This is a genomic window from Desulfitobacterium elongatum (genome assembly GCF_055378975.1).
Genome location: NZ_AP038772.1, coordinates 725,620 through 751,230, shown reverse-complemented (window position 1 = coordinate 751,230; position 25,611 = coordinate 725,620). Strand labels below are relative to the sequence as shown.

21 protein-coding genes and 1 other annotated feature are annotated in these 25,611 nt (G+C 45.1%); of the genes, 1 reads left to right on the top strand and 20 read right to left on the bottom strand.

Going from position 1 to position 25,611, the window contains the following annotated elements; genetic code table 11:
• Positions 1–5 precede the first annotated feature (5 nt).
• The 20 genes from minD to ACZ42W_RS03285 all read right to left on the bottom strand — a co-directional run bounded on the left by minD (position 6) and on the right by ACZ42W_RS03285 (position 23,519).
• Positions 6–800 carry a septum site-determining protein MinD gene (gene minD, locus ACZ42W_RS03380; protein WP_464168510.1) on the bottom strand — a complete coding sequence of 265 codons (795 nt, stop codon included), beginning with the start codon at positions 798–800 and terminating at the stop codon, positions 6–8.
• A gap of 65 nt (positions 801–865) precedes the next feature.
• Positions 866–1,558: a septum site-determining protein MinC gene (gene minC, locus ACZ42W_RS03375; protein ID WP_464168508.1), complete on the bottom strand. Its 693-nt coding sequence runs from the start codon at positions 1,556–1,558 to the stop codon at positions 866–868.
• Between the two features lie 204 nt (positions 1,559–1,762).
• The gene (mrdA, locus tag ACZ42W_RS03370; protein WP_464168506.1) at positions 1,763–3,856 is read right to left on the bottom strand and encodes a penicillin-binding protein 2; all 2,094 of its coding nucleotides are present in this window, start codon (positions 3,854–3,856) and stop codon (positions 1,763–1,765) included.
• A gap of 12 nt (positions 3,857–3,868) precedes the next feature.
• The gene (mreD, locus tag ACZ42W_RS03365) at positions 3,869–4,375 is read right to left on the bottom strand and encodes a rod shape-determining protein MreD (protein ID WP_464168504.1); all 507 of its coding nucleotides are present in this window, start codon (positions 4,373–4,375) and stop codon (positions 3,869–3,871) included.
• 2 nt (positions 4,376–4,377) lie between these two features.
• Positions 4,378–5,244 carry a rod shape-determining protein MreC gene (gene mreC / locus ACZ42W_RS03360; protein ID WP_464168502.1) on the bottom strand — a complete coding sequence of 289 codons (867 nt, stop codon included), beginning with the start codon at positions 5,242–5,244 and terminating at the stop codon, positions 4,378–4,380.
• 28 nt (positions 5,245–5,272) lie between these two features.
• Positions 5,273–6,289 carry a rod shape-determining protein gene (locus ACZ42W_RS03355; protein WP_464168500.1) on the bottom strand — a complete coding sequence of 339 codons (1,017 nt, stop codon included), beginning with the start codon at positions 6,287–6,289 and terminating at the stop codon, positions 5,273–5,275.
• 148 nt (positions 6,290–6,437) lie between these two features.
• A complete protein-coding gene (gene radC / locus ACZ42W_RS03350) occupies positions 6,438–7,121 on the bottom strand; it encodes a RadC family protein (protein WP_464168499.1) in 684 nt (227 codons plus the stop codon).
• Positions 7,072–7,728: a Maf family protein gene (locus tag ACZ42W_RS03345; protein WP_464168497.1), complete on the bottom strand. Its 657-nt coding sequence runs from the start codon at positions 7,726–7,728 to the stop codon at positions 7,072–7,074. The genes radC and ACZ42W_RS03345 overlap by 50 nt, the downstream gene beginning before the upstream one ends.
• A gap of 1 nt (position 7,729) precedes the next feature.
• On the bottom strand, positions 7,730–7,993 hold the full coding sequence (locus ACZ42W_RS03340; RefSeq protein ID WP_464168495.1) for a DUF4321 domain-containing protein: 264 nt from the start codon (positions 7,991–7,993) through the stop codon (positions 7,730–7,732).
• A gap of 498 nt (positions 7,994–8,491) precedes the next feature.
• Positions 8,492–9,898: an aspartate ammonia-lyase gene (gene aspA, locus ACZ42W_RS03335; RefSeq protein ID WP_464168493.1), complete on the bottom strand. Its 1,407-nt coding sequence runs from the start codon at positions 9,896–9,898 to the stop codon at positions 8,492–8,494.
• Positions 9,899–10,125: 227 nt separating this feature from the next.
• On the bottom strand, positions 10,126–10,758 hold the full coding sequence (locus ACZ42W_RS03330) for a redox-sensing transcriptional repressor Rex (protein ID WP_464170848.1): 633 nt from the start codon (positions 10,756–10,758) through the stop codon (positions 10,126–10,128).
• 120 nt (positions 10,759–10,878) lie between these two features.
• Positions 10,879–11,562, bottom strand: coding sequence for an SPOR domain-containing protein (locus ACZ42W_RS03325; protein WP_464168491.1), 684 nt, complete (start codon positions 11,560–11,562; stop codon positions 10,879–10,881).
• A 292-nt stretch (positions 11,563–11,854) separates the two neighbouring features.
• Positions 11,855–12,733, bottom strand: coding sequence for a dimethyl sulfoxide reductase anchor subunit family protein (locus ACZ42W_RS03320; RefSeq protein WP_464168489.1), 879 nt, complete (start codon positions 12,731–12,733; stop codon positions 11,855–11,857).
• Positions 12,734–12,767: 34 nt separating this feature from the next.
• Complete coding sequence (locus ACZ42W_RS03315; RefSeq protein WP_464168488.1) at positions 12,768–13,319, bottom strand: DMSO/selenate family reductase complex B subunit; 552 nt, start codon at positions 13,317–13,319, stop codon at positions 12,768–12,770.
• Positions 13,320–13,322: 3 nt separating this feature from the next.
• Positions 13,323–15,884, bottom strand: coding sequence for a molybdopterin-dependent oxidoreductase (locus ACZ42W_RS03310; RefSeq protein WP_464168486.1), 2,562 nt, complete (start codon positions 15,882–15,884; stop codon positions 13,323–13,325).
• Between the two features lie 103 nt (positions 15,885–15,987).
• Positions 15,988–16,692 carry a TorD/DmsD family molecular chaperone gene (locus tag ACZ42W_RS03305; RefSeq protein ID WP_464168484.1) on the bottom strand — a complete coding sequence of 235 codons (705 nt, stop codon included), beginning with the start codon at positions 16,690–16,692 and terminating at the stop codon, positions 15,988–15,990.
• Between the two features lie 406 nt (positions 16,693–17,098).
• The gene (locus ACZ42W_RS03300) at positions 17,099–18,106 is read right to left on the bottom strand and encodes an anion permease (RefSeq protein ID WP_464168482.1); all 1,008 of its coding nucleotides are present in this window, start codon (positions 18,104–18,106) and stop codon (positions 17,099–17,101) included.
• Positions 18,099–18,725 (bottom strand): DUF47 domain-containing protein, encoded by a 627-nt coding sequence (locus ACZ42W_RS03295; RefSeq protein WP_464168480.1) that lies wholly within the window; start codon positions 18,723–18,725, stop codon positions 18,099–18,101. The genes ACZ42W_RS03300 and ACZ42W_RS03295 overlap by 8 nt, the downstream gene beginning before the upstream one ends.
• 238 nt (positions 18,726–18,963) lie before the next feature.
• A complete protein-coding gene (locus tag ACZ42W_RS03290; RefSeq protein ID WP_464168478.1) occupies positions 18,964–20,343 on the bottom strand; it encodes a bifunctional folylpolyglutamate synthase/dihydrofolate synthase in 1,380 nt (459 codons plus the stop codon).
• A gap of 530 nt (positions 20,344–20,873) precedes the next feature.
• On the bottom strand, positions 20,874–23,519 hold the full coding sequence (locus ACZ42W_RS03285; RefSeq protein ID WP_464168476.1) for a valine--tRNA ligase: 2,646 nt from the start codon (positions 23,517–23,519) through the stop codon (positions 20,874–20,876).
• A gap of 38 nt (positions 23,520–23,557) precedes the next feature.
• Positions 23,558–23,783, bottom strand: a binding site (T-box leader).
• A gap of 435 nt (positions 23,784–24,218) precedes the next feature.
• Between ACZ42W_RS03285 and ACZ42W_RS03280 the strand changes: the two genes are divergently transcribed.
• Complete coding sequence (locus tag ACZ42W_RS03280; protein ID WP_464168474.1) at positions 24,219–25,556, top strand: methyl-accepting chemotaxis protein; 1,338 nt, start codon at positions 24,219–24,221, stop codon at positions 25,554–25,556.
• The last annotated feature ends 55 nt before the right edge of the window (positions 25,557–25,611 follow it).

The following is a 25,611-nucleotide window of genomic DNA, read 5'->3' as shown; positions in this document are numbered from 1 at the left end:
AAACACTATCGCATTCCGAAAAGTTTTTTTAGTTTATCCATAAATCCCTCAGGCGCTTGGAGATTCATCAAAGGAACTTCTTCGCCTTGAATTCTTCGAGTAATCCGGCGGTAAGCTTCTCCAGCATGCGAGGAGTGATCCGTGACGGCAGGTTCCCCTCGGTTTGTCGAGATAACGATACTCTCATCATCCGGGATGACCCCGATGAGATCAATCGCTAAAATATCTAGAATATCCGAAATATCCATCATATCTCCGGCCTTCACCATGTGAGGCCGAATCCGATTAATAATCAAACGAGGATTGCGTAAGTCAGATGCCTCAAGTAGCCCAATGATACGGTCTGCATCACGGACAGCACTCACTTCTGGTGTGGTGACGACGATTGCCCGATCAGCACCTGCGATAGCATTGCGGAAGCCCTGCTCGATTCCTGCAGGACAATCAATAATCGCATAATCAAAATCCTTCTTCAACTCTTCACAGAGAGCCTTCATCTGCTCAGGGCTAACCGCTGTTTTATCCTTGGTCTGTGCCGCAGGGAGTAGATAAAGATTTTCAAAGCGTTTATCCTTAATCAAGGCTTGCTTCATACGACAGTTTCCGCTCGTAACATCAACGAGATCATAAACAATCCGGTTTTCCAAACCCATCACGACATCTAAATTACGTAAGCCGATGTCTGTATCCACTAAAACCACTTTAAGTCCTAAAGCGGCAAGTCCTGTTCCAATGTTGGCCGAAGTGGTGGTTTTGCCGACCCCTCCTTTTCCTGAGGTCACTACAATAACTTCTCCCATATTTAGACCTACCTTTCCATAATTTCCTTCCAATACAATTGCAGTCTGTACTAAGAACTATGAGTTTAACGATTTGTTCCTCTACCCCTTAGGCCATTCAACTGGACTCCTTCAACCACGAGCTGTCCTTCCTTAATTCTAGCACACTCAGGACCTCTCCAATCCAATTCACCCTCCGGGGAACGAGTAACCAAATCTGCAATTCTTAACTGAGTGGGAGCTAGATGGTACGAGCTAACCGTAGAATTTCGGTTCCCGGTCGCTCCAGCGTGAGCCACACCTCTAAGAGAGCCAATCACAACAATATTTCCGCTCGCGACAATCTCTGCCCCAGGATTCACATCCCCTAAAATAATTACATGTCCATCATACTGTATACTGGCGCCTGAGCGAAGGGTACGCTCGACAAAAAGACTATTCCCTTCCTCCATACCTTCGTCCCATACGCGTGGTGCCTCTCCTTCCCGTTCGGTAACCGTCGTTTTCCGGGCTCCGGTATAAACTTCTGCCGCTGTGAGCCATCCTGCAAGAGTAAGACTATACTGCTCTAAATTTGAGGTTAATTCCTCTAGTTGCTCCGCAGTATACTCTTTTTCGCCACCATAGCATCGCACAGCTGCTCCCTGGAGGAATTGATCAGAGTCCTTTAAAAGCTTTTTTAGTTCTTCCATCAAAACTGAGAAATCCGCCTCGGGATCAAGATATAATACAATGCCCTCCCGAGTCCCCTTTAAGGCTATGTGTTCCGTCCGTGTCAACCGTCAATCCCCCAATTGTTTCCGTGTTCGATGCTACACTAAGCATCTCGCCCTCAAAGCTTGTCCAAACCTTCAAGAAAAAGAACATATTATAGACGTTCATAGTAATTCTACAGGACTAAGCAATTTCCCTTTCGCCATAAGAAAAAAACGAGGACGATTTTCCTCGTTTTTTCATTCTTTTAATTATCTTGCTACCAAGTTTTAACCTTTGCTGGAAGATTCCCAACCAAAATATTTCATGAAAGCAGCTTTGGCGACAACACCGGCTGTTTCACCACCATGTCCCCCATATTCGACAACCCCCGCGAAAGCAATTTGCGGGTCATCATAGGGAGCAAAGGCTACGAACACACCATTAAAGAGATCCCCTGAAACTGTATTTTTTGAACCAATCTGTGCTGTACCCGTTTTTCCTCCACCGCTGAACTGGGGAACATCAGCAAATAGCCAACTAGCAGTTCCTTCGCCACTTGTTACTTTACTCATGGCTTCTTTGATATGCTCCAAGTTCTCAGGAGAAATAGACACAGTATTTTTGACCACGGGTTTATTCTCATAGACCAAATTCCCGGAAACAGGATCTAAAATTTTGTCAACAATGTAAGGCTGCATACGCTTTCCCCCATTGACAATCGTTGCCACATAATTGGCAAGCTGTAAGGGAGAATATAAATTATCACCTTGACCAATTGACGTATTGAAGGTCTCAAATAATTGCCAATTTACTTTCTGGGCAATCTGCTGGTTATACCAGACCTCGACCTGCTTCTTCTCATTTTCTTCTTTTTTTAGAAGCTTATTCTTAGTTTTTTCATCGGGAGCTTGAGAAAGCTGATTCTCATAATCACTTTCGATGGCCGCTAACTTATTGTCTCTAATCTTTTGGTAATAGGGGCCCAACTGCTCTTTCTTCCATTCTGCAGAAGGAGCAATTCCCTTCGCCTCTCCAGGGATGTCAACCCCAGTATAGACACCTAATCCAAATTCGTTGGCTACTTGTTTAACCAATTCTGGATTACTATCAAAAACCCTTTTCCCAATCGCTTGGAAGTATATATTCGAAGAATTAGCTAGTCCGCGATTTAAGTTGACTAGACCAAAGCCTCCTGGCAACCATTCGTCAATTCCATCTTTACCTAGAGTGGCTATTTTGTTTGAGCTATTAAATTGTTCATAGGGCGTGACCAAACCAGCCTGTAAGGCTGACATTCCAGTAATCATCTTAAAGGTAGATCCAGGCGGATAGGCTCCTGCTATCGCCCGATTGAAAGAGGCTGCCTCTTTAACTTGAAAGTACTTATTCGCGATATCCTCTGAGATGATACCTGTTAGGTCATTTGGGTTCATATAGGGACGTGAAGCCATTGCTAAGATTTTCCCAGTCTTTACATCGATAACCACCGCTGCCCCCGCATTTGCGTCCGGATGAGCAGGAAGAACCTTCTCTCGGAATACGTCATCCAAGGACTTCTCAACCACTTCCTGAAGATCCGCATCGATAGTCAACTGGAGGGTTTTTCCCGGTTCAGCTGGCTGAATAACATCCTTAGAAATTGGACGGGCATTGTTATCGACCTCAACCTGCTGAATTCCTTCTTTTCCACGAAGCCAATAGTCATAGCTTTTCTCTACACCCATCTTGCCGACTAGATCTCCTTGAGCATAGGTGAACCCGTCCTTAAGAGCCATGGGGTCTTTATTAAATTGAGCAATTTCCTGATCACTGCTCACTTCTCGAACATAGCCAAGAATTTGGCCAGCAAGCGATATTCTCCGGTAATCTCGCACCGGCAAAGCATCCACACTAACACCAGGGAGTTCCTCTTGGTGCTCCGCTATAATGGCCTTCAAGGGATCAGGTACGTTATTCATCACAGTAACGGGACGATAGCGCTCCCACTGATGATTCTGAGTCATAACCAGAATATCTTCCGTGATAGAATCCACGCTTTGGGCCTGGTTCGGCCAGTACGGTTTGATATACCCTGCTAATCGTCGAATAACATCTTTCCAATTTGTATTCTGTACCTTTTGTAAATCCATCCAATCAATCGTTAATGCGAACTGAGGAATACTGGTGACCATGAGGTTCCCATTTCGATCCTTAATATCCCCGCGAGTGGAGGGAATCGTCACAAGCTGCATCACATTACCCTGAGCCTTAGTCGCGTAATAGGAAGCTTGAGCGATTTGCAGGCGCCAAAGATTGAAACCGAGAATCGCAAAAACCAGAAACACAACGGCACTTAAACCCCATAAACGATGCAAATAGGGTTTTCGTTCATTATCTTCCATCCTGAAGCCTCCTTAACGCTCATACCTCGGCCGATACTTTAACCACCCTCGCGTAAACGAGCGATGAATCCACGGATAGGTAATCGGCACTAAAACTGCATTATACAATGAGCCCCCAGCAACTAAGCGCAGAGCGTCTCCGAACGACCACTGTGCGCCCACCACGATGCTCAATAGAGCCATTAACCCTTGTCCTGCAAAACTAACCAGGAAGACAAGCAGCGCAATTAAGAGATAATTATCCCGATACCAACGTTGGGTGAGCCAATTGCTTAGCAACGCTACCGCCGTTAGGGTCAAGGAATACATCCCAAGATGTCTACCAAGATATAGATCTTCGATTATACCCGCTCCAAGCCCCCAGAGGGCTCCAGGTACAGTCCGATGATGCAAGGCCATATAAATCGTGAAAAGCATAATTAGATCCGGCTTAATTCCACCCCACGACCAGAAGTAAAAAACCGTCCCCGGCAGAATGAGGCTCAAAAGACCCATCACGAGTATGATGAGATAACGCATAGTTACTGCCCCCCTGCTGTTTTAACGATGTAAACTTCCTCTAACGAGTCAAAGTCAACCAAGGGGGTGATATACGCCGTTTTTAACAACCCGGAGCGGTCCAGTTGGATCTGTTCTACCTTTCCCACCGGGATATCCTTAGGATAAACTCCTCCGAGTCCAGAAGAGAGGACAAAGTCCCCTAGATTAACATTATCGTCCCTGCGGAAAAGCATTTGGAGATTCCCTTCCGCTTCTAATCGAGACGTTCTCTTATAGGTTCCCTGGACAATCCCAAACGTCGGCGAACCTGTGCTTCCGCGAACTAAGGCGCTCACTTGACCCTCACTATCCGTAATCAGAAGCACTTCGCTGGTACTCGAGGTCACGGCAACGACTTTCCCGACTAAACCATACTCCCCAATGACAGGATTATTAACGGCTACTCCATCACTCGTGCCTCGATTTAGGGTCAGGGTTTGATACCAAGCCGTAGGGTTTCGATTAATGATACTTGCCCCGACCTTAGGGAACTTGTCCAGAGTGGGGCTTCGAAACATCCCCTGATCAAGCTCATTGAAACGCATTCCCGCAAGAACCTGTTCTTTAAGCTTCAGATTATCCCCGGTCAGTTGTTCCACTTTCTTTTTTAAAGTCACGTTTTCTTCTTCAACAGCATTGAAATTCCAAAGAACCCGGGTGTTCTGACGGATTTCGTTTCCGACTTGGAGCAATCCATCCTCCACCGGGCTAAGAACGCGCTGCAGCACCCCACCAATCGGGTTAGGAAATTGGTTCCCTAGTCCAGTTAAGCGAATACTGACCAATACGCCTAACACCAGGAAGAAAACGAGAACCGTGATTCCCGTTGCAGTCACTCTTTTTCCCACCAAAAGTTCCTCCCCGTTTTATTTAGATTCAGCTCTTTTGTAAGGCAGCAATTTTACGGAGAATATCCGCATCTTCTAATACCTTTCCTGTTCCTAAAGCAACACAAGAAAGCGGATCCTCGGCTAGATGCACGGCCATCCCTGTCTCATCGGAGATCAGCTTGTCCAGATTACGAAGAAGTGAACCCCCTCCGGCCATGACGATTCCACGATCCATAATATCCGAAGCAAGCTCGGGTGGAGTTTTTTCCAAGCAGGATTTTACGGCATCTACGATAGCCATGACAGGCTCTTGAAGCGCCTCCTGAATTTCTTCGGCTGTTACTTCCACCGTTTTAGGTAAACCTGTAAGAAGGTCTCTCCCGCGAACTTGATACTTCACGCCCGGTTCAGCTTGATAGGCCGCCCCAATCTCCATTTTCATATCCTCAGCCGTACGATATCCGACCATCAAGTTATAGCGACGTTTGATATGCGCAACGATCGCATCATCCATCTCATCTCCAGCTACCCGAATTGAGCGACTGGTTACGATTCCCCCTAAGGAAATAACCGCGACTTCCGTGGTCCCTCCACCGATATCAACAATCATGTTTCCAGTCGGCTCACTGACGGGGAGTCCTGCACCAATCGCTGCTGCCATCGGTTCTTCCATGATGATTGGATCCTTTGCACCAGCAGCGAGAGCTGCTTCCTTAACGGCACGTTCTTCCACTGGCGTGACTCCAGAAGGAACACAGATGACGACCCGTGGACGAGCAAACGGAGACTCTGTTCCCAAGGCACGGGATATGAAGTACTTCAGCATCTTTTGGGTCACATTAAAATCAGAGATAACCCCATCTTTGAGTGGACGAATTGCAGTAATATTGCCCGGCGTCCGGCCAATCATTTCCTTGGCCTTATCTCCGACAGCAAGGGGTATCTTCTTATCAATATCCATCGCAACCACAGAAGGTTCATTGCAGACAATTCCCTTCCCCTTCATATGGACGAGCGTATTCGCAGTTCCTAAATCAATTCCTAAATCCTTACCAAAAAACATTGGTTAATTCCCCTTCCGTTTACAGCAGTGTATAGGTACATAAGGTTAATACGATAAGGGTAAGAAATTTTTGGGGCTTTGTCCACTCCAAATTCTTCCTTAGGAGGCTTTGACTTCTACCCGAGGGTCAACCCTCACCAAGTTTCCTTTATAATATCCCTCGTTCCTTCAAGCTTATGTACCGATTATCCCCGATAATTACATGATCAAGTACTTCAATTCCTAAGATCTGTCCCCCATCGGATAACCTTCGAGTGACATCAATATCTTCCCGACTAGGGTTAGGATCCCCACTGGGATGATTATGTAAAAGAATAATCGCATTGGAGTTTCGGCGAATCGCTTCTTTAAAGCATTCCCGCGGATGAACGAGCGAAGAATTCAAAGAGCCCACGGAAATAGAGCTAATCCCCAAGACATGATTTTTGGTTGAAAGACTGACGACTCGGAAGTGTTCCCGATCGAGGTAGCGCATTTCCTCCATTACGAGATGGGCAATGTCTTGCGGAGAATTCACCACCGGTCGTGCCAGCGGATCAGAAGAGACGGAGCGTCTTCCCAACTCTAAGGCGGCCTTAATTTCTGCAGCCTTCGCACTTCCTAAGCCATGGAGCTGGGTTAACTCGTGTACCGTAAGGCGAGCCAAACCGGATAACCCTCCCGCTTCGGTTAATAAACGTTCCGCAAATTCTAGTACATTTTCTCCCTTAAGCCCTGTCCTTAAGAGAATCGCAAGAATCTCCCGATTCGATAAGGCTTCCGGGCCATACTGGAATAAACGTTCACGGGGTAATAGTTCCCCTGGGAGATCCTTCAAACGACGATAATCCATCCTTCACCTCAGGCAGGGTGATATTTTCCTGCTCAATCCCCCACACGTTCAGTCGTTCCCTGACATGTTCCATGGGCAAACCAATCACATTACTGAGGGACCCTTCATAATGATCGACAAATGCCGAAGCTTTTCCTTGAATTCCATAAGCTCCCGCTTTATCCATCGGTTCCCCTGTTGAAATATACGTGAGTATCTCTTCTTGAGTTAAAGGACGGAAATAGACCTCTGTCCGTATCGCTGCGCTCTCTCTCCGACCCCTTCCATTCATGAGAACGACTCCAGTATACACAGCATGCACTCGCCCACTTAATGAGGAAAGCATCTGCTCTGCTTCTCTCTCAGTTCTGGGCTTCCCTAGAATCTCGTGATCTAATACAACAATGGTATCTGCTCCGAGGATAATATCCTCTGGATCCCCACCTAAATCAAGCCAATGTGCTAACCCTGCCTGAGCTTTTCTTAAAGCAAGTTCTTGTACCCCCCATTCAGGAGAAACCCCCTGTGGAAGTTCTTCTGAAACTTCTGCTTTAACTCGAGCAAACATAAATCTAGCTTCTTCAAGAAGCATCCCCCTGCGTGGGGAGGTCGAAGCCAATACGAGCATGCTACCACTTCCTAGAGAGATAATATCCACCCAGTGCACCTAAAAGTGTCGCAAAGGTGATACTCAGACGGAACCCAAATGAAAAGGAAAGAAAAAAGAAATCAAGATACGTATGCGAGGGAAAATCGATAACTGCCGGACGCAAAAACGGAGTGAAAATCCCATATTTTTGAAGTCCAAAGCCAATTAGCGTTCCGAGAGCGGCTCCTGTCATAATAAGGAGAATCGTGCGACCCGTCCCCGAGTTATTTCGACCTGCCGGCATATTTTACCCCCTTTCACCCATAGAAATGCAGCCAGGGCATGGTGCTCCCTGGCTGTTTTTTCGACACTTTTTAGTTTAGCACCTGGAGTTCTAATTCGCAAGGGCCTGACTTTCAAAAACCCAATAACGTAGCTTTTCGCGCAGTAGTGAACGACTTCTAGCGGAGGGGCGTTAAATCGAACGAGGCTTTCGATGACGAAACCTGTGGTAGGGTTTCGCGCCTTAGCGTAGCGGCGCCACTGGTTCACATGCAGTAAGCAAAAGGGTTTGGCAACGAAAGTGTCCAGTGGACATTTTCGCCCGAGGCGGCATTCCACGAATGATACTCATCGGCTGAAGGTGCTCCATCGGAAGCGAGGAAGGCCTTCGTCCGAATGCTCCGCCGCATTCGAGCCTCGAAGCTAATGAGTACGTGAGTCTCCGGTGGAGATTCACGCCCGAAGGTCCGCTGCGCGAAAAGCTACATACCCCAGTTTTTCGTAAAGGCTTGGCTGCAAATTACCTCTTCAGCAACTCCGCCCCAGCAATCCCAGGCTTCGTCATCTCAAACGAGTTTAAGATGACATCAAGCTCCTCGGAAGTAAGCACTCCTTTTTCAAGGACAATCTCTCGAACAGGTCTTCCCGAAGAAATGGCTTCCTTCGCAACAAGTGATGCGACTTCATACCCGACATGAGGATTGATCGCTGTGACTACCCCGACGCTATTCTCTACTAGAGCTCTACACCGAGCTTCATTTGCAGTGATTCCTACGATACACCGGTCTCTAAAGACCTTTAGGACATTTCTCAAAATATCCAAAGACTGAAGCAGGTTAAACACTACGACAGGTTCCATCACATTTAACTCTAACTGTCCCGCACCACACGCCAACGCAATCGTAAAGTCATTCCCCTGCACTTGGAAGGACACCTGATTCACTACCTCAGCCATAACCGGGTTTACTTTACCTGGCATGATAGAGGAACCAGGCTGCATGGAGGGAAGATTAATCTCTCCAAACCCCGTTCGTGGTCCAGAGGCCATAAGTCTCAGATCATTGGCGATCTTTGAGAGATTAACAGCCAAAGTCTTGAGCGCTCCAGACACTTCCAAAAAGGCATCCGTATTCTGAGTTGCATCCACGAGATTATTCGCCCTCACTAGAGGAAGCGCAGTAATTTCTCTTAGATTATCCGACACCTTCTCTATATACACTGGATCTGCATTAAGTCCCGTACCTACAGCTGTAGCACCCATATTAACGACCTGAAGAGCTTTCGAAGCCTCTTCAATCCGTCGAATATCCCGTCTGAGCATTTGGGCATAGGCTGAGAACTCTTGTCCTAAGCGGATGGGGACCGCATCCTGTAGATGTGTCCGCCCCATTTTAATGACACCATCAAACTCCTTTGCCTTATCCTCAAAAGCGACCGTTAGCTCCCTTAAGGCCAAAATCAAGTCATCCGCTATATTCAAACAAGCAATTCGAATCGCGGTCGGGAAAACATCGTTCGTGCTTTGCGCCATATTAACATGAACATTCGGATGAACCTTGGAATATTCCCCTTTCCTGCCGCCTAACAACTCAATCGCACGATTGGCTATCACTTCATTCGCATTCATATTAATCGAAGTTCCCGCTCCGCCTTGAATCACATCAACTACGAATTGGTCATCAAGTTTGCCCTCTGACACTTCCTTAGAAGCTTGAAGGATTGCCTCCCCAACCGTCTTTGTCATCGTTCCAATCTGCATATTCGCCCGAGCGGCTGCAGCTTTAACAAACCCCAAAGCCCGAATCATTTCTCGATGAGGGCGGTAGCCGGTAATCGGAAAGTTTTCTGTCGCTCGAATCGTCTGGATACCATAATATACTTCATCTGGAACCTCCAGAATTCCTAATAAGTCCTTCTCGTAACGCATTAAAATCTCTCCCTTTTCTATCCCAAAAAACTCTATGTAAATACTTATAAGTAATCCGAGTAGCGATTGTATCTTGTATACAATATTCTACTTGAGGCCAACTGATTTTTCAAGCGCCGGAAACGAAAAAAAGTAAGGCGGGACAATTCCTCGCCTTACTTTTTGCAAATTCATTTAAATTTAAGCATTGAATCCAAAACTAAAACCTTTTTAAACAATCCAGAAGCTTAGAAGCGATGAGCGCCTACATTAAAGGTCAGCACTTCCAGATTGACAGCCAAGTCTACATTTCTCAACTCAACTTCCGGTGAAACATTTAAAACAACTGGCGCAAAGTTAAGAATCGCTTTAACCCCTGATTCAACAAGCTGATCTGCAACATCTTGTGCAACAGCAGAAGGAGCTGCGATGATTCCAATCTGAGTCTTGTTAGCGGTAACGATTTCAACGAGACGGTCAGTAGACATGACCTCGACTCCATTAATCGTAGTCCCAATCTTTTTCGGATCATTATCAAAGATACTTGTGATAATGAATCCGCGCTCACGGAAACCTTTATAGGTACTAAGTGCTAAACCTAAGTTTCCTATACCAACAAGTGTCACACTCCAATCCTGGCTTAAACCCAGGATCTTCAAAATGTGACGATGTAGGTCCTTGACATTATAACCTACTCCGCGTGTTCCGAATTCACCAAAGTATGCAAGGTCTTTTCGGACTTGGGCTGGGCTTACCCCGACTCCTTCAGCGATATCGCCTGAAGATATGGTGATAATTCCCTTACGGTCTACTTCGGTTAAGTGCCGCGAATACACAGAAAGCCGAATAATTGTAGCCTCTGGGATTTTTAGCGTTTTCAACATGATCCCCCGTTTCACATATTCCAAATTATATAAAGTAAAATAATTATATCACTTACTTTTTGAAATAAGCAAATAATTTTATTCTAAATTGCGAATAGTTTTACAAAATGGATAAATCTATTTCTGAAGTGTATCCAGTGTCGCCTGGTACTCTGCAAAAAGTCCTAATGAAACGATTTTTAGCGAATCCGTCTGCAGAGTTCTTTCTGCTTTAATAATAAGCATTCCCGCTTCTTGAAGTTTTGAGAGGCCTTTAGGGCTAGGAATAATGAGTTCTCTCTCAAGCTCGGAAAGAGCCTTCTCTCGTGAGGAGAGTGGAGTTTTTAAAAATAAATGAACTGACTCCAAGATTCGAGCTGTCTGCTCGGCTCCCACACCTCGGATTCGATAGGCATGCTCCGGTAACTTCATACTTTTGGGAATGGATACAATCCCCCCCTCTTTTAGTTGTTCACGAATAATAGATAAGTCTTGTTGAGAATGAGCAAATCCTATGCCAACAACCCACGGATCCTTCGTGATAATTTGGGCATCCCAGCCCAATTGTCTGAGGTTGTCTCTCTCCTGTTTTGCGTTTTCTTCTGAATTGAAGACTCCGATTTGGCAGGTCCAAAACTCAAGCACGGATAAGTCTATTCGTGCTTCACCTTGTTCCTGCGTACTCGGAACGGGTTTTGCTAAATTCTTCGGTTGAGTAGCCATCCTAACATAAGTATAACCAAAAAACCAAGTCATCCATACCAATATACTAAGTCCAAAAAGCCCGATCACCCATCTTTTTAAACGATTGTATTTCATCATTTTATCACTCTCCTGATTCGCGGTCAACTTTTTACCACTTTTTCTCCTTCACAGCATCCCGTTTGAATTTCTTGCAATGAGGACAACCTGAGTTTCATTACATCTTATGTCCTTAATGGGCCTATAATGCCTGAGTGAACAATTTATCGTTAGTATGGCAAGAAGACTCCCACCTCTTTAGGTGTGGAATAACATCGCCACCCCTTTTTGGGTTGAGATAAGTAACGCTTAAACCAAAAAAATTAGAGCCGCTCAAAAATTGAGCGACTCCATAAAAAGAATTCTAATGAGGTTATTGAATACCTACCATAATGGATACGGCCGAAGCATAAAACACATAACGACCGATAAATTCCCCAAGAATTATTGTTGCGAACGCAAGGTAAAGCATGTTACCAGAAACAGCCTGCTTCTTACTCAATTTTGCGATGAAGTACGCAAGCAGAATACCTCCAACCACGCTAAGAATCCAGCGAAAGGCTAACGGGAAAGCGTAGTTTCCTGATAACAACTGAGCAGATGCTATCGCTGCGGAATTGCCCCCGTTAAGAGAAGAGATAAACAGAGGAAGATAAATGAGTGGGATAATCACAGCAACCAAGCCAATGATGCTGACCTTTTTCAAGGCGCTTAAAGACTCGTCAGAAAAGTTCGTTCCTTTTTTGCCGCAGAGCAAGGAAAGAGTTGCTCCAACGCTACCAAAAAGGAAGGTTGTCCCATAGAACGCGAGATACGTATTGGCATTGTCCCAAGCGGGGCGGATTGAGGTAGCATAAATACTCGCCATGCTGTAGATGGCCAACAAACCGACAAGGGAAGTTATCCAACCGAGGACGCTACTATAGCTTCCATTTCTAAACTGTAGATAGGTAACGAGCCAAAGTACGAAGAAGCCTCCGGCTGTGAGAATCTCACGACTTAACCAAGAAGATCCAAGGTTTAGAATGGAACGATAAGCTCCACTAGGGGTTCCAAGGTGGAAAAGAGAAAACACCAAGGCAATTCCCATCGTCACACCTACTGCTTTGACTCCAAATTGTAGGAATCGATTCGCTTCCTTTTGCTCCGTCTTAACGAGCAAGGAGCGAATGAGAACGAGCATGAAGAAACTGCCGACCGCTAATTGGGTTAGCAGTGTAAACATCATTAAAGGCCATTCCTCAGCAAACATAACTCAGCCTCCTATAAATTTTTCAGTTAACTAATTACTTCATAGCTTCTTTCTTGGGTTTAATGGTGAGCGAAGGCTTCGTTATTCCAGAATCAGGTATTCTCTTGATATCTGCAGTATTACCATATTTCTTACGCAGTTCTTCGATATCACCAAATTCAAGAACTCTCATTTGACAAGCTGCTACACAAGCAGGTTGTTCCCCTTTATCGATAAGATCCGCACAAAGAGTGCACTTCCCCACCTTCCCTTTGGACTCAATATATTTGGGGGCTCCATAGGGGCAAGACCAAGTGCAGAGCTTACAGCCGATGCACTTCTCTGGATCATGCATGACTATACCATCTTTTTCTCGTTTGTATAAAGCACCGGTCGGGCAGTTCTTCGTGCATTTAGGTTCTGCACAGTGATTGCAGGCAAGGGAAAGGTTATAAACCCAAGGGTTGGGGAACTTACCTCCCTCGAATTGATAAACCTGCCGAAAAAGCGTTCCCGCTTCTAAATTGTTTTTATCCTTACAGGCGATTTGACAGGTTTTACATCCTGTACACGCCGTCATATCGTAGTAAAATCCTAATTGTGCCATTGCTTACACCTCCTTAAAAATGATTCTTTGAGGCCATTTGACATCAGGGTCAAGGGGTTTATCATACTTCTCAACCTTGACATTACAGGAATTATACCCAGAGTGGCCTTGACCCGTAGCAATGGGTCCATTAAGAATCCCAGTACTTCCTGCCTTATCTACTCCTGCTTGTTCGTCCATCTCAACCCATGCCCCTTCACCTAAGGCGACTACACCCGGCATGATGGTCTCAGTGACATAAGCAGGACGAATTATGGATCCGTGTCGACTGGTTACCTTCACGATATCGTTCGTCTTGATCCCTAACTTTTCAGCATCGCTTGCATTCATCCTAAATTCTTGGGGAAATGCTTCACGCAACCAGGGCACATTGTCCAGCGTGGAGTGTGAACGTCTGAAATAGTGAATCGTAACAACCTGGAAGGGGAAACCATCCTTTATCCCATCCTCATATCCTTCACGAGGGGGATCATACTTTGGTATAGGAGATTTCGTTGTAAAGCCAATCTTTTCAATTTCTTTGGAAAGTGAATCACAGTAGATTTCGAATTTACCACTGGGGGTTGCTAATTTTTTACCAACGGGATCGGCGAGGAAATCTTCAAAACTCGTAAACTCCAACTTGTCTCCACGAGATCTCGTAACTTGGTAAATCCCCTTTTCTTTGAATTCTTTATAGGAGGTACGTCCAGTTTGTGGGGTTCCTTTGACTCCAAGTTCTTTTATATCATCCGCAGTTATCGTCACTAATTTCTCAAAACCTGATCCATCCGCTTTGATGACTGTTGCCCCTGCGAGTTGATTGTAGACTTGTTGCTCTTCAGAAATTGGATTAATCGTTTTTGTCGGGTCGATTCCTAAGCGCTTAGCAATTTCCGAGACAATCCATATATCACTTTTGGCTTCATAAAGTGGCTTAATAATTTGCCTGTAGTGAATGAGAATTTCACGGTTTCCTGTCAAAAAGCCTCCGAATCTCTCCCATTCAGAGGTCACAGGCAACACTAGATCGGAGTATCTTGCATCGGTGGTTAAGAACAGGTTCTGAGCCACAACAAACTCAACTTTCTTATGAGCTTCAATTCCTTGTGTCGTACCCGCTCTTTGATTCAGGTTATGACTAAACCAGTTCCAGATCATCTGGATATTAACATTTACCTTCTTCCCTTTGCTTTCAGTGAATTGTCCCTTAAGGACTGCATCCCACATTTCGCCACTATTAATTTTGCTTTTCATAGGATTAGCAATCTTAGGAAGGCCATTGCCTCCGGGTTGAACCAAAGTCGGCCCAGCATTCGTTGCACTGTTGTGCATATTGGGGCTAACACCCGCACCCGGAATTCCGACATTACCTGTCATGTAAGCAAGTGTCATCATAGCATGAGGTAAGTGCTCTCCATTATTGATGCGCGCTGGTGCCCCACCCGAAATTATCGCTGCTGGTTTAGTTGTCGCATATTCTTGAGCGAACTTGCGGATGATTTCGGCGCTAACTCCACAGATTTTTGAAGCCCATTCCGGAGTCTTTGGTGTATTATCATATGTCCCAAGAACATAATCCTTGAAGTTCTCCTTGGGATCTGCACCCTCTGGCATATGGTCGGCGTCAAAGCCAATTGTGCAATTATCCAAGAACTTCTGATCAAGTAGTTTATTTGTAAGGATATGATGTGCCATTCCGAGAATCAAGGTCGTATCGGTCGCTGGGCGTACCGGTATCCATTGGTCTGCTAAGGTTCTACCCGATTCGGAATAGAGTGGGTCAATAACAATGAACTTCGCTCCGGCCTTCTTCGCTTGTAAATAGTTATAGGTCGGAAGTCCTTGGCTCGACTGAGCAGGATTTGCACCCCAAAGAATAATGAGTTTTGAATCTCTCAGCCGAAAGCGATCATTTCCTGAGGAGGCTCCATTATTCGGAAGTCCAGTAACCTTAGTATAAACAGTGGGCCACGAACCCCAGGAAACACTTCCCCAACGTTCTGTATATCCGCCAAATTCACTTAAGAGGCGCGGGACGGCTTGAAGAGCATCAGAACCGCCAACCGGTGCGAAAATACTAGTATTTCCGTACTTCTCCTTAATCCTCTTAAGCTCACTCGCCATAATATCTAGCGCTTCATCCCAAGAGATGCGGACCCACTCGTCCTTACCACGAAGTTCTTTTTTACCGCCTCCAGGCTCCCAGTTCTTTCGCTTCATAGGATATTTTAAGCGATCTGCACCCATAACCATTTTCCGGTGAGAGCGGCCGCGTGCACATCCTCTTTGCTGTGGATAGTCTGGGGTATCAGGGTGAGTATCATCTGTTTTTTGACGAACAACGACCCCATCGACGACATACGCTTTGTTCAGGCAGCGTCCACCACAGTTATGCCAGCAAGCTGCCGTAATCCATTCGCCCTCTTTGTTCATCAAGGCTGCGGTAGTATCAGCGTCCACTTTCTGCAAGCCGCAACCTGGCAGAGTAACCGCTGCAGCAGCCCCTACGGTGAGGGTCGCTGTTTTACCGAGAAATGATCTTCGACTCATGACGTAATTCTTAGCTGTTTCGATTAATGTCATTTCGAAATTCTTCCTCTCTTCCTTATTTTGATATAATTCAATCCCTTTGGTTTTTCCAAAGGGAAATTAGTCAAAGCAGTCTATTGTCTTAGCTACTGTTGCTTTATGCCTCACTCATTAAACAATGAATAAGTTCATCAAGCGCTACATTATCCAAGATCAAGAAGCCCTCAAGAATCTTAGCCATACCCCGGTAGTAATCGGTATTAGCATGTTCCACGACCTTCTCTACGAATTGTGGAGCCCACTTGAGAAGGTGTTCTTCGAGGAAAAGCTTTTGATCCCTCAGCAGTTGTAGTGTCTCATTCGAATCCCCTCGACCCATCGCTTCCAAAGCGAGTTCATTCAAGCGAAACATAAAGTCCAACTCTAAACCAAGATGATCGTCAGCTTCATGCCCAAATTCGACCGGTAAGAAGGAGTATTTTAAGTAAAACCTTCTGACCTTGAGTGTATCCTCTTGAAAAAGAAGACGTTCCTTATTGACATACACTGATTCCCAGGGTGGCGAAGGAAGTTCGTAGGGACCAATAAACAGACGGGTATACTCCCAATGCAAATCACTATAGACCCTGTCACTCGTCATATCACTTTGTGAACAATAATCTCTAACTTGATTTATGCCCTCTAAAATCTTAGGACTATCTGACACAAAAGGAAACTCATCTGAACTAACTAGTTCTTTCACAAGCTTAATGTCGACTTGGGTGGGCTCCTTAAGATATGTGCGTCTTAAGACATCGTAAAGAAATTTTCGGATCTCAACCAAGGGATGGACATCCTCCAATAGTTTCTCGGTGTTTTTCATAGGGCAACTCCTTATTTGCATAACTTCATTGTGTAATTTTGTGAACTCAAACATAATTTTATTATTAATCTTTTTTTGATATAATCAAAAAAATTTGAAATACAGAGGGATGTTCAAATAGCTTATACAAAAACAACAAACCGCCCTTTTTCCACATTTTGAGGGCGATTCTAATCTTATAACAGCATTATGATACCTAAATATCCTAGCATAAAATTCTTTTTTAAAAATAGATTAAATATTATTATTAAGTTAAAAAATATTATTTTTCGATTAAAAATATTATTTTTTATTAAACAACCTCTCTCTTCAAACTTAATTACTTTTTCATTCATAAACAAAAACGCCTTAACTTCATCAAAAGCTAAGGCGTAGAAAATCTTTAGTTTCTATATAGATTTTAAATCTAAATCACTAATGAAACAATTTGGTAGAATATCGCAGCCGTGATAGCCGCAGTAGGAATGGTTACGACCCAAGCAACAAGCATCTGCTGGGCAACTCCCCAGCGAACTGCGGAAATCCTTTTAGCACTTCCAACACCCATAATCGAACCAGAAACCACATGTGTGGTAGATACCGGAAGATGTAAGCCCGGGAAGGCAGTCGCAGTCCAGATGACTATCGAAGACGTTAAATCCGCGGCGAAGCCATTAATCGGTTCAAGCTTAAATATTTTTCCGCCCATAGTCCGAATAATTTTCCAGCCACCTGCTGCAGTACCTAAGGACATAGCCAAAGCACAGGCGATTTTAACCCATAATGCAGGAGTAAGATCTGTCGAGGCCTGCAGACCCCCAGCAATGAGTGCCATCGTAATAATACCCATTGACTTTTGCGCATCATTTGAACCATGGTTGAAGGCAAGTAAAGCAGCAGAAAGAATCTGCATCTTCTTAAAACCATGATTAATTTTCGAAGGGGCAGCCTTTTGAAAAACAAAGTATAGGATTTTCATGACTATGAAACCGAGGGCAATACCTATAATTGGCGATAGAAGTAGTGCAGCAATAATTTTTGTTAATCCCTGGACGCGAAGCACTTCAAATCCAGCCTTTGAAATAGCAGCCCCCATCATTCCGCCGATAATCGCATGGGAGGAACTGCTCGGGATTCCAAAATACCATGTAGCGAGATTCCAGACAATCGCTCCAAGAAGAGCAGCAATCACAACTTCTTGTGTAACAAATGAAGGGTTAACAATATCTTTGGCGATCGTTTGAGCTACCCCAGTACTGACAAGCGCTCCTGTAAAGTTGAAAATGGCAGCGATAATAATCGCTCTTCGAGGAGTAAGAGCCCGAGTAGAAACACTTGTCGCAATTGCGTTAGCTGTATCGTGGAAGCCATTAATGTAGTCAAATGCCAGCGCGCAGAAAACGACCAAGACAAGCAACGCACTGGAACTAATCATACTTTAATACAACTCCTTTGAGGAGATCGGCGATATCCTCACAGTGATCTAGCGTATTTTCTAAGTGTTCAAGGATTTCTTTCCATTTAATGATTTCAATCGGATTCTTCTCATTTTCAAAGAGACGGGCAACTTCTTGACGGTATAAGGTATCCCCTGCAGATTCTAGCAAGTAGATTTCCTCGGCAGCAGCAAGAATTTCAGACTTTTTAAAATGGATGTTGTTTAAACAGCAAAACGCGATTCTAATCTGGTCTGTTGCCTTCGCAATCGTGTGAACAAGTTCCTGTGCACCAATTGACGGTTTTTGGGTCCGGTAGAGGGACATCCGTTCAACCGCTCCTTGACTCAGATCGACGATATCGTCGAGGCTCTGAGCTAGAGTATAGATATCCTCTCGATCCAATGGAGTAATAAAAGTTGAGTTCAACCGATCGATAATCTCAGTCGTGACCTTATCAGCTTGATGTTCTAAATCGTGCATTACTTCAGCATCTTGATCTGAGACAGAATTCTGAGCCACGAGTTCCTCAAGCTTAAGTACAGTTGAGCAAACTACGTCCGTACTTTGTCGAAACAAAGTGTAGAATTTGTCTTCTTTTGAAGATAAACTAAACATGTTTAAACCTCCAGTCATATTTGGCACAAAACTCCCGTAGTATTGTAACAAATTTTTAAAAACCAAGTGTTAAGTTTATGTTAATTTTTTAATGCTGAATTTACAAAAAGAACATTAAAGAGAACTTGGGGGCGTTGCAAAACTACTTTTCAAAGTAGTTGGCGATGCCCCCAAGTAAGTCGACTATGAAGATAAACCTTCTATATATTAGCGATCTGACTTTTTTAATTAGTCAAACTTAACTCTCTTTATTTTTGAGCAAAATCTCAAGAAGGGCATTCCGAGCATCTGCAATCATATAGAGGGAGCCCGTCACACAGAGCATATCTTCGGGCTGCAGGCGAGAATACGCTTCTAAAACAGCAGCCCGCGGTTCTTCGATCCGAGTTACGGGCTTCCCTTTTGCTTCGATTAACTCTGCGAGATACTGCCAGTATCCAGCGCGGGGAGAATTCGGTTTGGTGATAATGACTTCATCTGCAAGGGGATACAAAAGCTCAACAACCTTCTCCCGCTCCTTATCTCCCAGCATTCCTAGACAGAGAATTAACCGCCGTCGGCCAAATAGCTCCAAGGCCTTGACTAAGGTCATTGCCCCATCAACGTTATGTGCCCCGTCGAGCAGAATTTTGGGCTTGAGTGAGAGCATTTCCAGACGTCCGGGCCATACCGTTTTGCGAAGACCTTCATAAATATGATGTCGCTCAATCTTCACTCCATATTCGGATTGCAAAACCTCACACGCAGCCACAGCGGTTGCTGCATTCACCATTTGGTGCTCTCCAACAAGCCGTAAATGAAGCTTTCTATACGCACCATGGAGCCCGACCAAATCAAATTCCTGCTCCATTTCCCCACTCCAACGCGGTTCCCAGTGTACATCTTCTCCGACCACCCAGAGTGGTGATCCAACAGCTTGAGCTTTTTCCCGAATCACTTGAAGCGCCTCCGGACGATTCGCTGCAGTGATTGTAATCGAACTGGGCTTTATGATCCCCGCCTTCACTTTAGCGATTTCCCCGAAGGTCTCTCCGAGGTAATCCATATGGTCCATCCCAACATTAGTAATGACTGAGATCAGTGGTGTGACGACATTCGTTGAATCGATCGCCCCTCCTAATCCCACCTCGATCAGGGCAAAATCGACCTTTTGGGCAGCAAAATACATGAAAGCCATCGCAGTATTGACTTCAAATTCAGTCGGGTGTTCTACTCCACTCTGAACGAGTTCCTCCAGATGCGGTCGAACGGTATGAATCAGCCTACTCACTTCCGCTTTAGGAATCATTTCTCCATTGATGGTTATACGCTCCCGATAGTCCTGAAGATGAGGCGAGGTGAATACCCCGACCTTAAACCCAGCTTCCTCGAGAACTCCAGCGATCAGCATTGTTGTTGAGCCTTTGCCATTCGTACCACCCACATGAATTACTCTCAGCTTCTGTTCTGGATTTCCAACGCGTTTAAGAAGTTCTTCGATCCTACCTAAGCCGAAGTTCATTCCAAACTTGGTCAAGTTTACGAGATAGTCCATCGCCTCTCTATAGTCATATTCTAAGCGGTCTACATCCTCTGCCGCTAGCTTTGTTTCATGCCCTTGATTTCCTGCAGTTTCCATATCCCTTACGCTCCTCCTACCATTATCTTTTTCTTACTAACCACCCTAGTTTTTTATACGTTATGTTAATATGTACAAACTTCTACCCATTGATTCCCTATCAAAACTCGATTTCCTGCAATTTTCGGGAAGTTTTTGAAAGTAGAGAGCAAGGTTAGAAAAAGGAATCGATGAATAGGATAGAGAATAAATAAATCTAAGAGTTAGCATATCATTTTATAGAGGTGAATTAAGGTGGAGATTTTTGCAGTCCTACTATGGGCCCTTAGCTTAGCAATTTTCTATTACCTAATAAAGGCAGCTGTTAAAAATGGTGTCAAAGAGGCTCATGAGGAATTAATTGAGTCCGTTAGGGCAATAGAACGGAAGATCGAAAGCAAAGAGCATTGAATCAACTCAGTGCACAAGCAAGCAAGCGAATCTAATATAGTCCATCTAAAAGAAAGGTATGCTAATCGAACTCGATAAGCATACCTTTTAAAATTCTTTATACTACTATTCGTTATACTCGATTGCTGGCAGAATTGGCCTTACGCCTCGTTCAATTCCTCAATCCGCGCCTTCAGCGTAGAAATCCGAGCGTAAATCCCCTCAAGCTTCTCTTGCTCCTTAGCAACAACTTGCTCAGGCGCCTTCGCTACGAAGCCTGGATTATTAAGCTTTCCTTCTAAGCGGCTTTGTTCTTGAAGCGCTTGGGCAATTTCCTTCTCCACGCGAGCAATCTCCTTTTCCAGATCAAGAAGTCCGCGTAGTGGAAGATATACCTCTACCCCATCGAGCACAGCACTTGCGGCCTGAGCAGGTTTAAGCTCCAAGCTGGCGACGACATCAACCTGTGAGCCTCCTGCCAGATGGCGAATACTTTCCTTGCCGAGCTCAAGAACCTCACGATTTTCCGTTTCTGGAGCAACAAGAATGATTTCTGCCTTTTTCCCAGGTTGGACATTCATCTCAGCACGAATATTCCGAATGGCTTTGATGACCTCCATAATCAAGTTCATCTGTTTTTCCACAGAATCGTTCCGATATCCAGACACCTTAGGCCAGGGCTGCATCATGATGCTTTCTCCCTTAACGGGGAGGTTTTGCCATATCTCCTCAGTGATAAACGGCATATAGGGATGAAGGAGTCGCATCGTCCCTTCCAGAATCTCGAGAAGAACGGACTGTACCGCATGCCGAGCTTCTGGATGTTCCTTATCATAGAGTCGACCCTTCGCAAGCTCGATATACCAATCGCAGAACTCGTTCCAGATGAATTCATAGAGAAGACGTGCTGCCTCACCCAGATCAAAACGGTCGAGTGCCTCAGTAACAGCCTGGGTCGTGGCTTCATAACGAGAAAGAATCCAGCGATCCGCTAGCTTCAATTCCCCGCGCGGTGCTTCCTCATAATCCTGAAGATTCAAGAGCACAAAGCGAGACGCGTTCCAAATCTTATTGGCGAAGTTCCGAGTGGCTTCCAGGCGCTCAGGATGAAAGCGTAGATCATTGCCAGGAGTATTTCCTGTGATCAACATGAAGCGAAGGGTGTCGGCGCCATACTGATCAATCACCTCGATGGGATCCACACCGTTGCCAAGGGATTTACTCATCTTCCGACCTTGAGCATCGAGAACCAAGCCATGGATCATGACTTTCTTGAAGGGAACTTCCTTCATGAATTCCAGTCCGGTAAAGATCATGCGAGCAACCCAGAAGAAAATGATATCCCGTCCTGTAACCAGGACCGAGGTTGGATAGAACTGCTTAAGCTCTGGAGTCTGCTCAGGCCACCCCATCGTGGAGAACGGCCAGAGTCCTGAAGAGAACCAGGTATCCAATACGTCTGGATCTTGCTGCAGATGCTTTGAACCGCATTTCGGGCAAACGTCTGGATCCACTTTGGCACTGATCTCCGCTCCACAGTCTTCGCAGTACCATACGGGGATTCGATGGCCCCACCAAAGCTGACGGGAAATACACCAATCACGGATATTCTCAAGCCATCCGAGATAGATTTTTGCGAAGCGGTCCGGTACGAATTCCAGAATTCCTTCCCGAACGACCTCCATGGCAGGCTTTGCCAAGGGCTCCATTTTGACGAACCACTGTCTACTGACCATTGGCTCGATGACCGTAGAACAACGATAGCATTCCCCTACCGCGTGCTGATGAGGATCTACTTTTAGGAGTACACCAAGGGCATCAAGGTCTTTCGCGATCTCTTTACGAGCCGCATAGCGCTCCATCCCCTGATATATACCTGCCTGCTCATTCATCCGAGCTTCTTTGTCCATGACCGCAATCGAAGGGAGGTTATGACGAAGTCCCATCTCAAAGTCATTCGGGTCATGAGCAGGTGTAATCTTCACTGCCCCAGTACCGAATTCCCGATCTACATATTCATCAGCAATGATCGGAATCTCCCGATTGACTAAAGGAAGAATAATCGTTTTCCCCACTAAATGCTTATAGCGCTCATCTTCCGGATGAACCGCAACCGCAGTATCTCCGAGCATAGTCTCTGGGCGTGTCGTTGCAACGATGAGGAATTCATCGCTATCTTTGACAGGATAGCGTAAGTGCCAAAGGTTTCCTTCCCGATCCACATGCTCGACTTCAATATCAGAGATTGTCGTATGGCAATGCGGGCACCAGTTCACGATATAGTTCCCACGATAGATTAACCCTTTATTATAAAGGTCAACGAATACCTCTCGAACCGCCTTCGAACACCCTTCATCCATCGTAAAGCGCTCACGAGACCAGTCACAAGATGCTCCCATCCGACGAAGTTGCTGGGTGATTCGTCCCCCATACTGCTCCTTCCACTCCCAAACCCGCTCAATGAACTTCTCGCGACCGAGTTCGTGACGATTCGTTCCTTCTTTGGCGAGCTGCTCCTCGACTTTGGCCTGAGTTGCGATCCCAGCATGGTCTGTTCCAGGGAGCCATAACGTATTGTAACCCTGCATCCGCTTGAAACGAGTGAGAATATCCTGAATCGTATTATCAATCGCATGTCCGAGATGAAGTGCTCCCGTGACATTTGGTGGGGGCATTACGATACTGAAGGCTTCCTTGGATTGATCCACCTCAGCGTGAAAGTATCCCTTCTCCTCCCAGAACGGATACCATTTCTCCTCAACTTGTCGAGGATCATAGACTTTTTCCATTTTAAAGTCGTCCGACATAAAATACTCTCCTTTCAATTATAAAAGCCCCCCATCCATAAAAGGACGAAGGGCTCGTGGTACCACCTTTTTTAGAAGAAACTCCCCAAAATACAGAAAAATTTCTACTCTCTTAAGCTATAACGGGCTACCCGTCAAGGAGTACTCTATTCCCCCTTGCCTCTCCTGTGCGACCCTAGCCCCGGACTGGAAAGATCTCTCAGCGTATCAATCTTTCTCTCTAAACAGCCGGTTCCGACTATTCCTCACATTCTTCGAGTTGTACATCTGTTCATTTCATGTTCAGTATAACTAAAAAAGCTATACTTTCAGTAAATATCCAGCTTTATATATTATACTAATCCTCAAGTTCAATGTCAAAAAAGCTTGCTCCTACTCCCCAATTCAAATAACATGTGATACAATGTAATTGCTTCAATATTCCCCCAATTATTAACTATTTCAAATTCATTTTTTATTTTTCGCCCCACTGTAGTTAAGAATCTTAATTTATCTCTTTTTTTCACGTACTTATTTATACACTTTTTCACGCTTATTACGCACTTATTCACGTACTTATCCACGCACTAAATTTCCCATAATCATTCAATATCTTTATTTTAACTTTTTCATCTTTCCGAAATTCCCCTTATCCCACTTACAAGGACGTAAGCTATACAATACAACAGATAAGGTAAGAACACATTGAGGAGGCCTGGGATGGAAAGTCTTTTAAATGGAGTAAGCGAATTCTTTTTTAAACACTCCCGTATTGTTCGCTGGTGGTTCAATTTATCCGTATCCTCAAAATTATCACTGGCGTTTGGGATCAACGCCATCATCACCCTTGCTGCCGGGGGCACAATTTACTACATGGTTAAGGCAGGAGCGGACCTAGAGAAAAACATCGGGACTTTTTTAATCTTCATGATTGTAGCGAGCCTTATCGTCTTACTTTATGGACTCTACATAGCCTTCTTAGTTTCAACCCCACTTCGACGTGGAGTTGAATTTGCGGATCACATGGCTAAGGGTGATCTCACCGCAGTTCTCTACTGTATGGATCTGAAGGACGAAATTGGAACCCTCTGTAAATCCTTAAATCAGATGACAGAGAATTTCCGTTCACTCGTAGGGGATATATCCCACGGTGCAGATGTCTTCGCCGAATCCTCACAAATCTTATCAACACGATCAGAAACCACTGCACTCGCTGCGAAACAAGTCTCTGAAGCCATACACCAAGTTGCTTCTGGCTCACAGACCCAAGCGAATAGCGTACAAAGTATTATGAAGGGGATCCAAGATATTGTTCACGCGACTCAAAAGATAGAAGAGAATATCGACCAAGCCGATCAAGCCTCGCGCCTTGCCTTAAAGGTCGCTGAAGACGGGGATACTGCTATGTCGAAAGTCAATCTCCAAATGGACCAAATCCATCATTCTGTTGAAAGTACCGGTCAGATCATTTCTTCCCTCGGTGAAAAATCGGCCGTTATCGGTTCGATCGTGGAGACGATTAAAGCTATATCTGATCAGACGAATCTCCTCGCGCTCAATGCAGCGATCGAAGCTGCCCGAGCAGGAGAACATGGTCGCGGCTTTAGCGTCGTTGCTGAAGAAGTTCGAAAGCTAGCAGAACAATCAACCCTTTCCAGTGCTCAAATTGAACAAATTATTATTGATATCAAAACCAGTCTGGAAGAAGCGATCGCCAGCATGAGTACCGAAAAAGCGGTTGTCCAAAGCGGGGCTCTCGCAATCCAGGATGCACAACAAGCCTTCACCCGAATTAAGGAAAATACCCAAGTCGTGAACCAGCAAATCGAGGAGGTCTTCAGCTTCTCTAGTGAACTTAGCCAGAGCTCTCAAATGATTTCACATGAAGTAACTCAAGTTGCTTCCATCAGCCAAGAGACCACTGCTCAAACCGAAGAAGTGGCAGGGAGTGGCTCAGAGCAAATGCTCTCGATGCAAGAAATTAATAAATTGACCTTGGAACTCTCCGTTACTGCCCAGGAACTTCAGCAAGCGGCAAGAAAGTTTAAACTTAACTAAAAGAGCATACTCAATAAGAAGAACGTACTTAAAAAGGCTTGAGCCACTCAAGCCT

Coding starts and splice junctions, on each gene's coding strand:
- minD (WP_464168510.1), bottom strand. CDS start 800: ATGGGAGAAGTTATTGTAGTGACCTCAGGAAAAGGAGGGGTCGGCAAA.
- ACZ42W_RS03325 (WP_464168491.1), bottom strand. CDS start 11,562: ATGATGAAATACAATCGTTTAAAAAGATGGGTGATCGGGCTTTTTGGA.
- ACZ42W_RS03300 (WP_464168482.1), bottom strand. CDS start 18,106: ATGATTAGTTCCAGTGCGTTGCTTGTCTTGGTCGTTTTCTGCGCGCTG.
- ACZ42W_RS03290 (WP_464168478.1), bottom strand. CDS start 20,343: ATGGAAACTGCAGGAAATCAAGGGCATGAAACAAAGCTAGCGGCAGAG.
- ACZ42W_RS03310 (WP_464168486.1), bottom strand. CDS start 15,884: ATGACATTAATCGAAACAGCTAAGAATTACGTCATGAGTCGAAGATCA.
- ACZ42W_RS03285 (WP_464168476.1), bottom strand. CDS start 23,519: ATGTCGGACGACTTTAAAATGGAAAAAGTCTATGATCCTCGACAAGTT.
- aspA (WP_464168493.1), bottom strand. CDS start 9,898: ATGCGTTACGAGAAGGACTTATTAGGAATTCTGGAGGTTCCAGATGAA.
- ACZ42W_RS03295 (WP_464168480.1), bottom strand. CDS start 18,725: ATGTTTAGTTTATCTTCAAAAGAAGACAAATTCTACACTTTGTTTCGA.
- ACZ42W_RS03345 (WP_464168497.1), bottom strand. CDS start 7,728: ATGCTCGTATTGGCTTCGACCTCCCCACGCAGGGGGATGCTTCTTGAA.
- ACZ42W_RS03340 (WP_464168495.1), bottom strand. CDS start 7,993: ATGCCGGCAGGTCGAAATAACTCGGGGACGGGTCGCACGATTCTCCTT.
- ACZ42W_RS03305 (WP_464168484.1), bottom strand. CDS start 16,692: ATGAAAAACACCGAGAAACTATTGGAGGATGTCCATCCCTTGGTTGAG.
- mrdA (WP_464168506.1), bottom strand. CDS start 3,856: ATGGAAGATAATGAACGAAAACCCTATTTGCATCGTTTATGGGGTTTA.
- ACZ42W_RS03315 (WP_464168488.1), bottom strand. CDS start 13,319: ATGGCACAATTAGGATTTTACTACGATATGACGGCGTGTACAGGATGT.
- ACZ42W_RS03320 (WP_464168489.1), bottom strand. CDS start 12,733: ATGTTTGCTGAGGAATGGCCTTTAATGATGTTTACACTGCTAACCCAA.
- radC (WP_464168499.1), bottom strand. CDS start 7,121: ATGGATTATCGTCGTTTGAAGGATCTCCCAGGGGAACTATTACCCCGT.
- ACZ42W_RS03355 (WP_464168500.1), bottom strand. CDS start 6,289: ATGTTTTTTGGTAAGGATTTAGGAATTGATTTAGGAACTGCGAATACG.
- mreD (WP_464168504.1), bottom strand. CDS start 4,375: ATGCGTTATCTCATCATACTCGTGATGGGTCTTTTGAGCCTCATTCTG.
- ACZ42W_RS03280 (WP_464168474.1), top strand. CDS start 24,219: ATGGAAAGTCTTTTAAATGGAGTAAGCGAATTCTTTTTTAAACACTCC.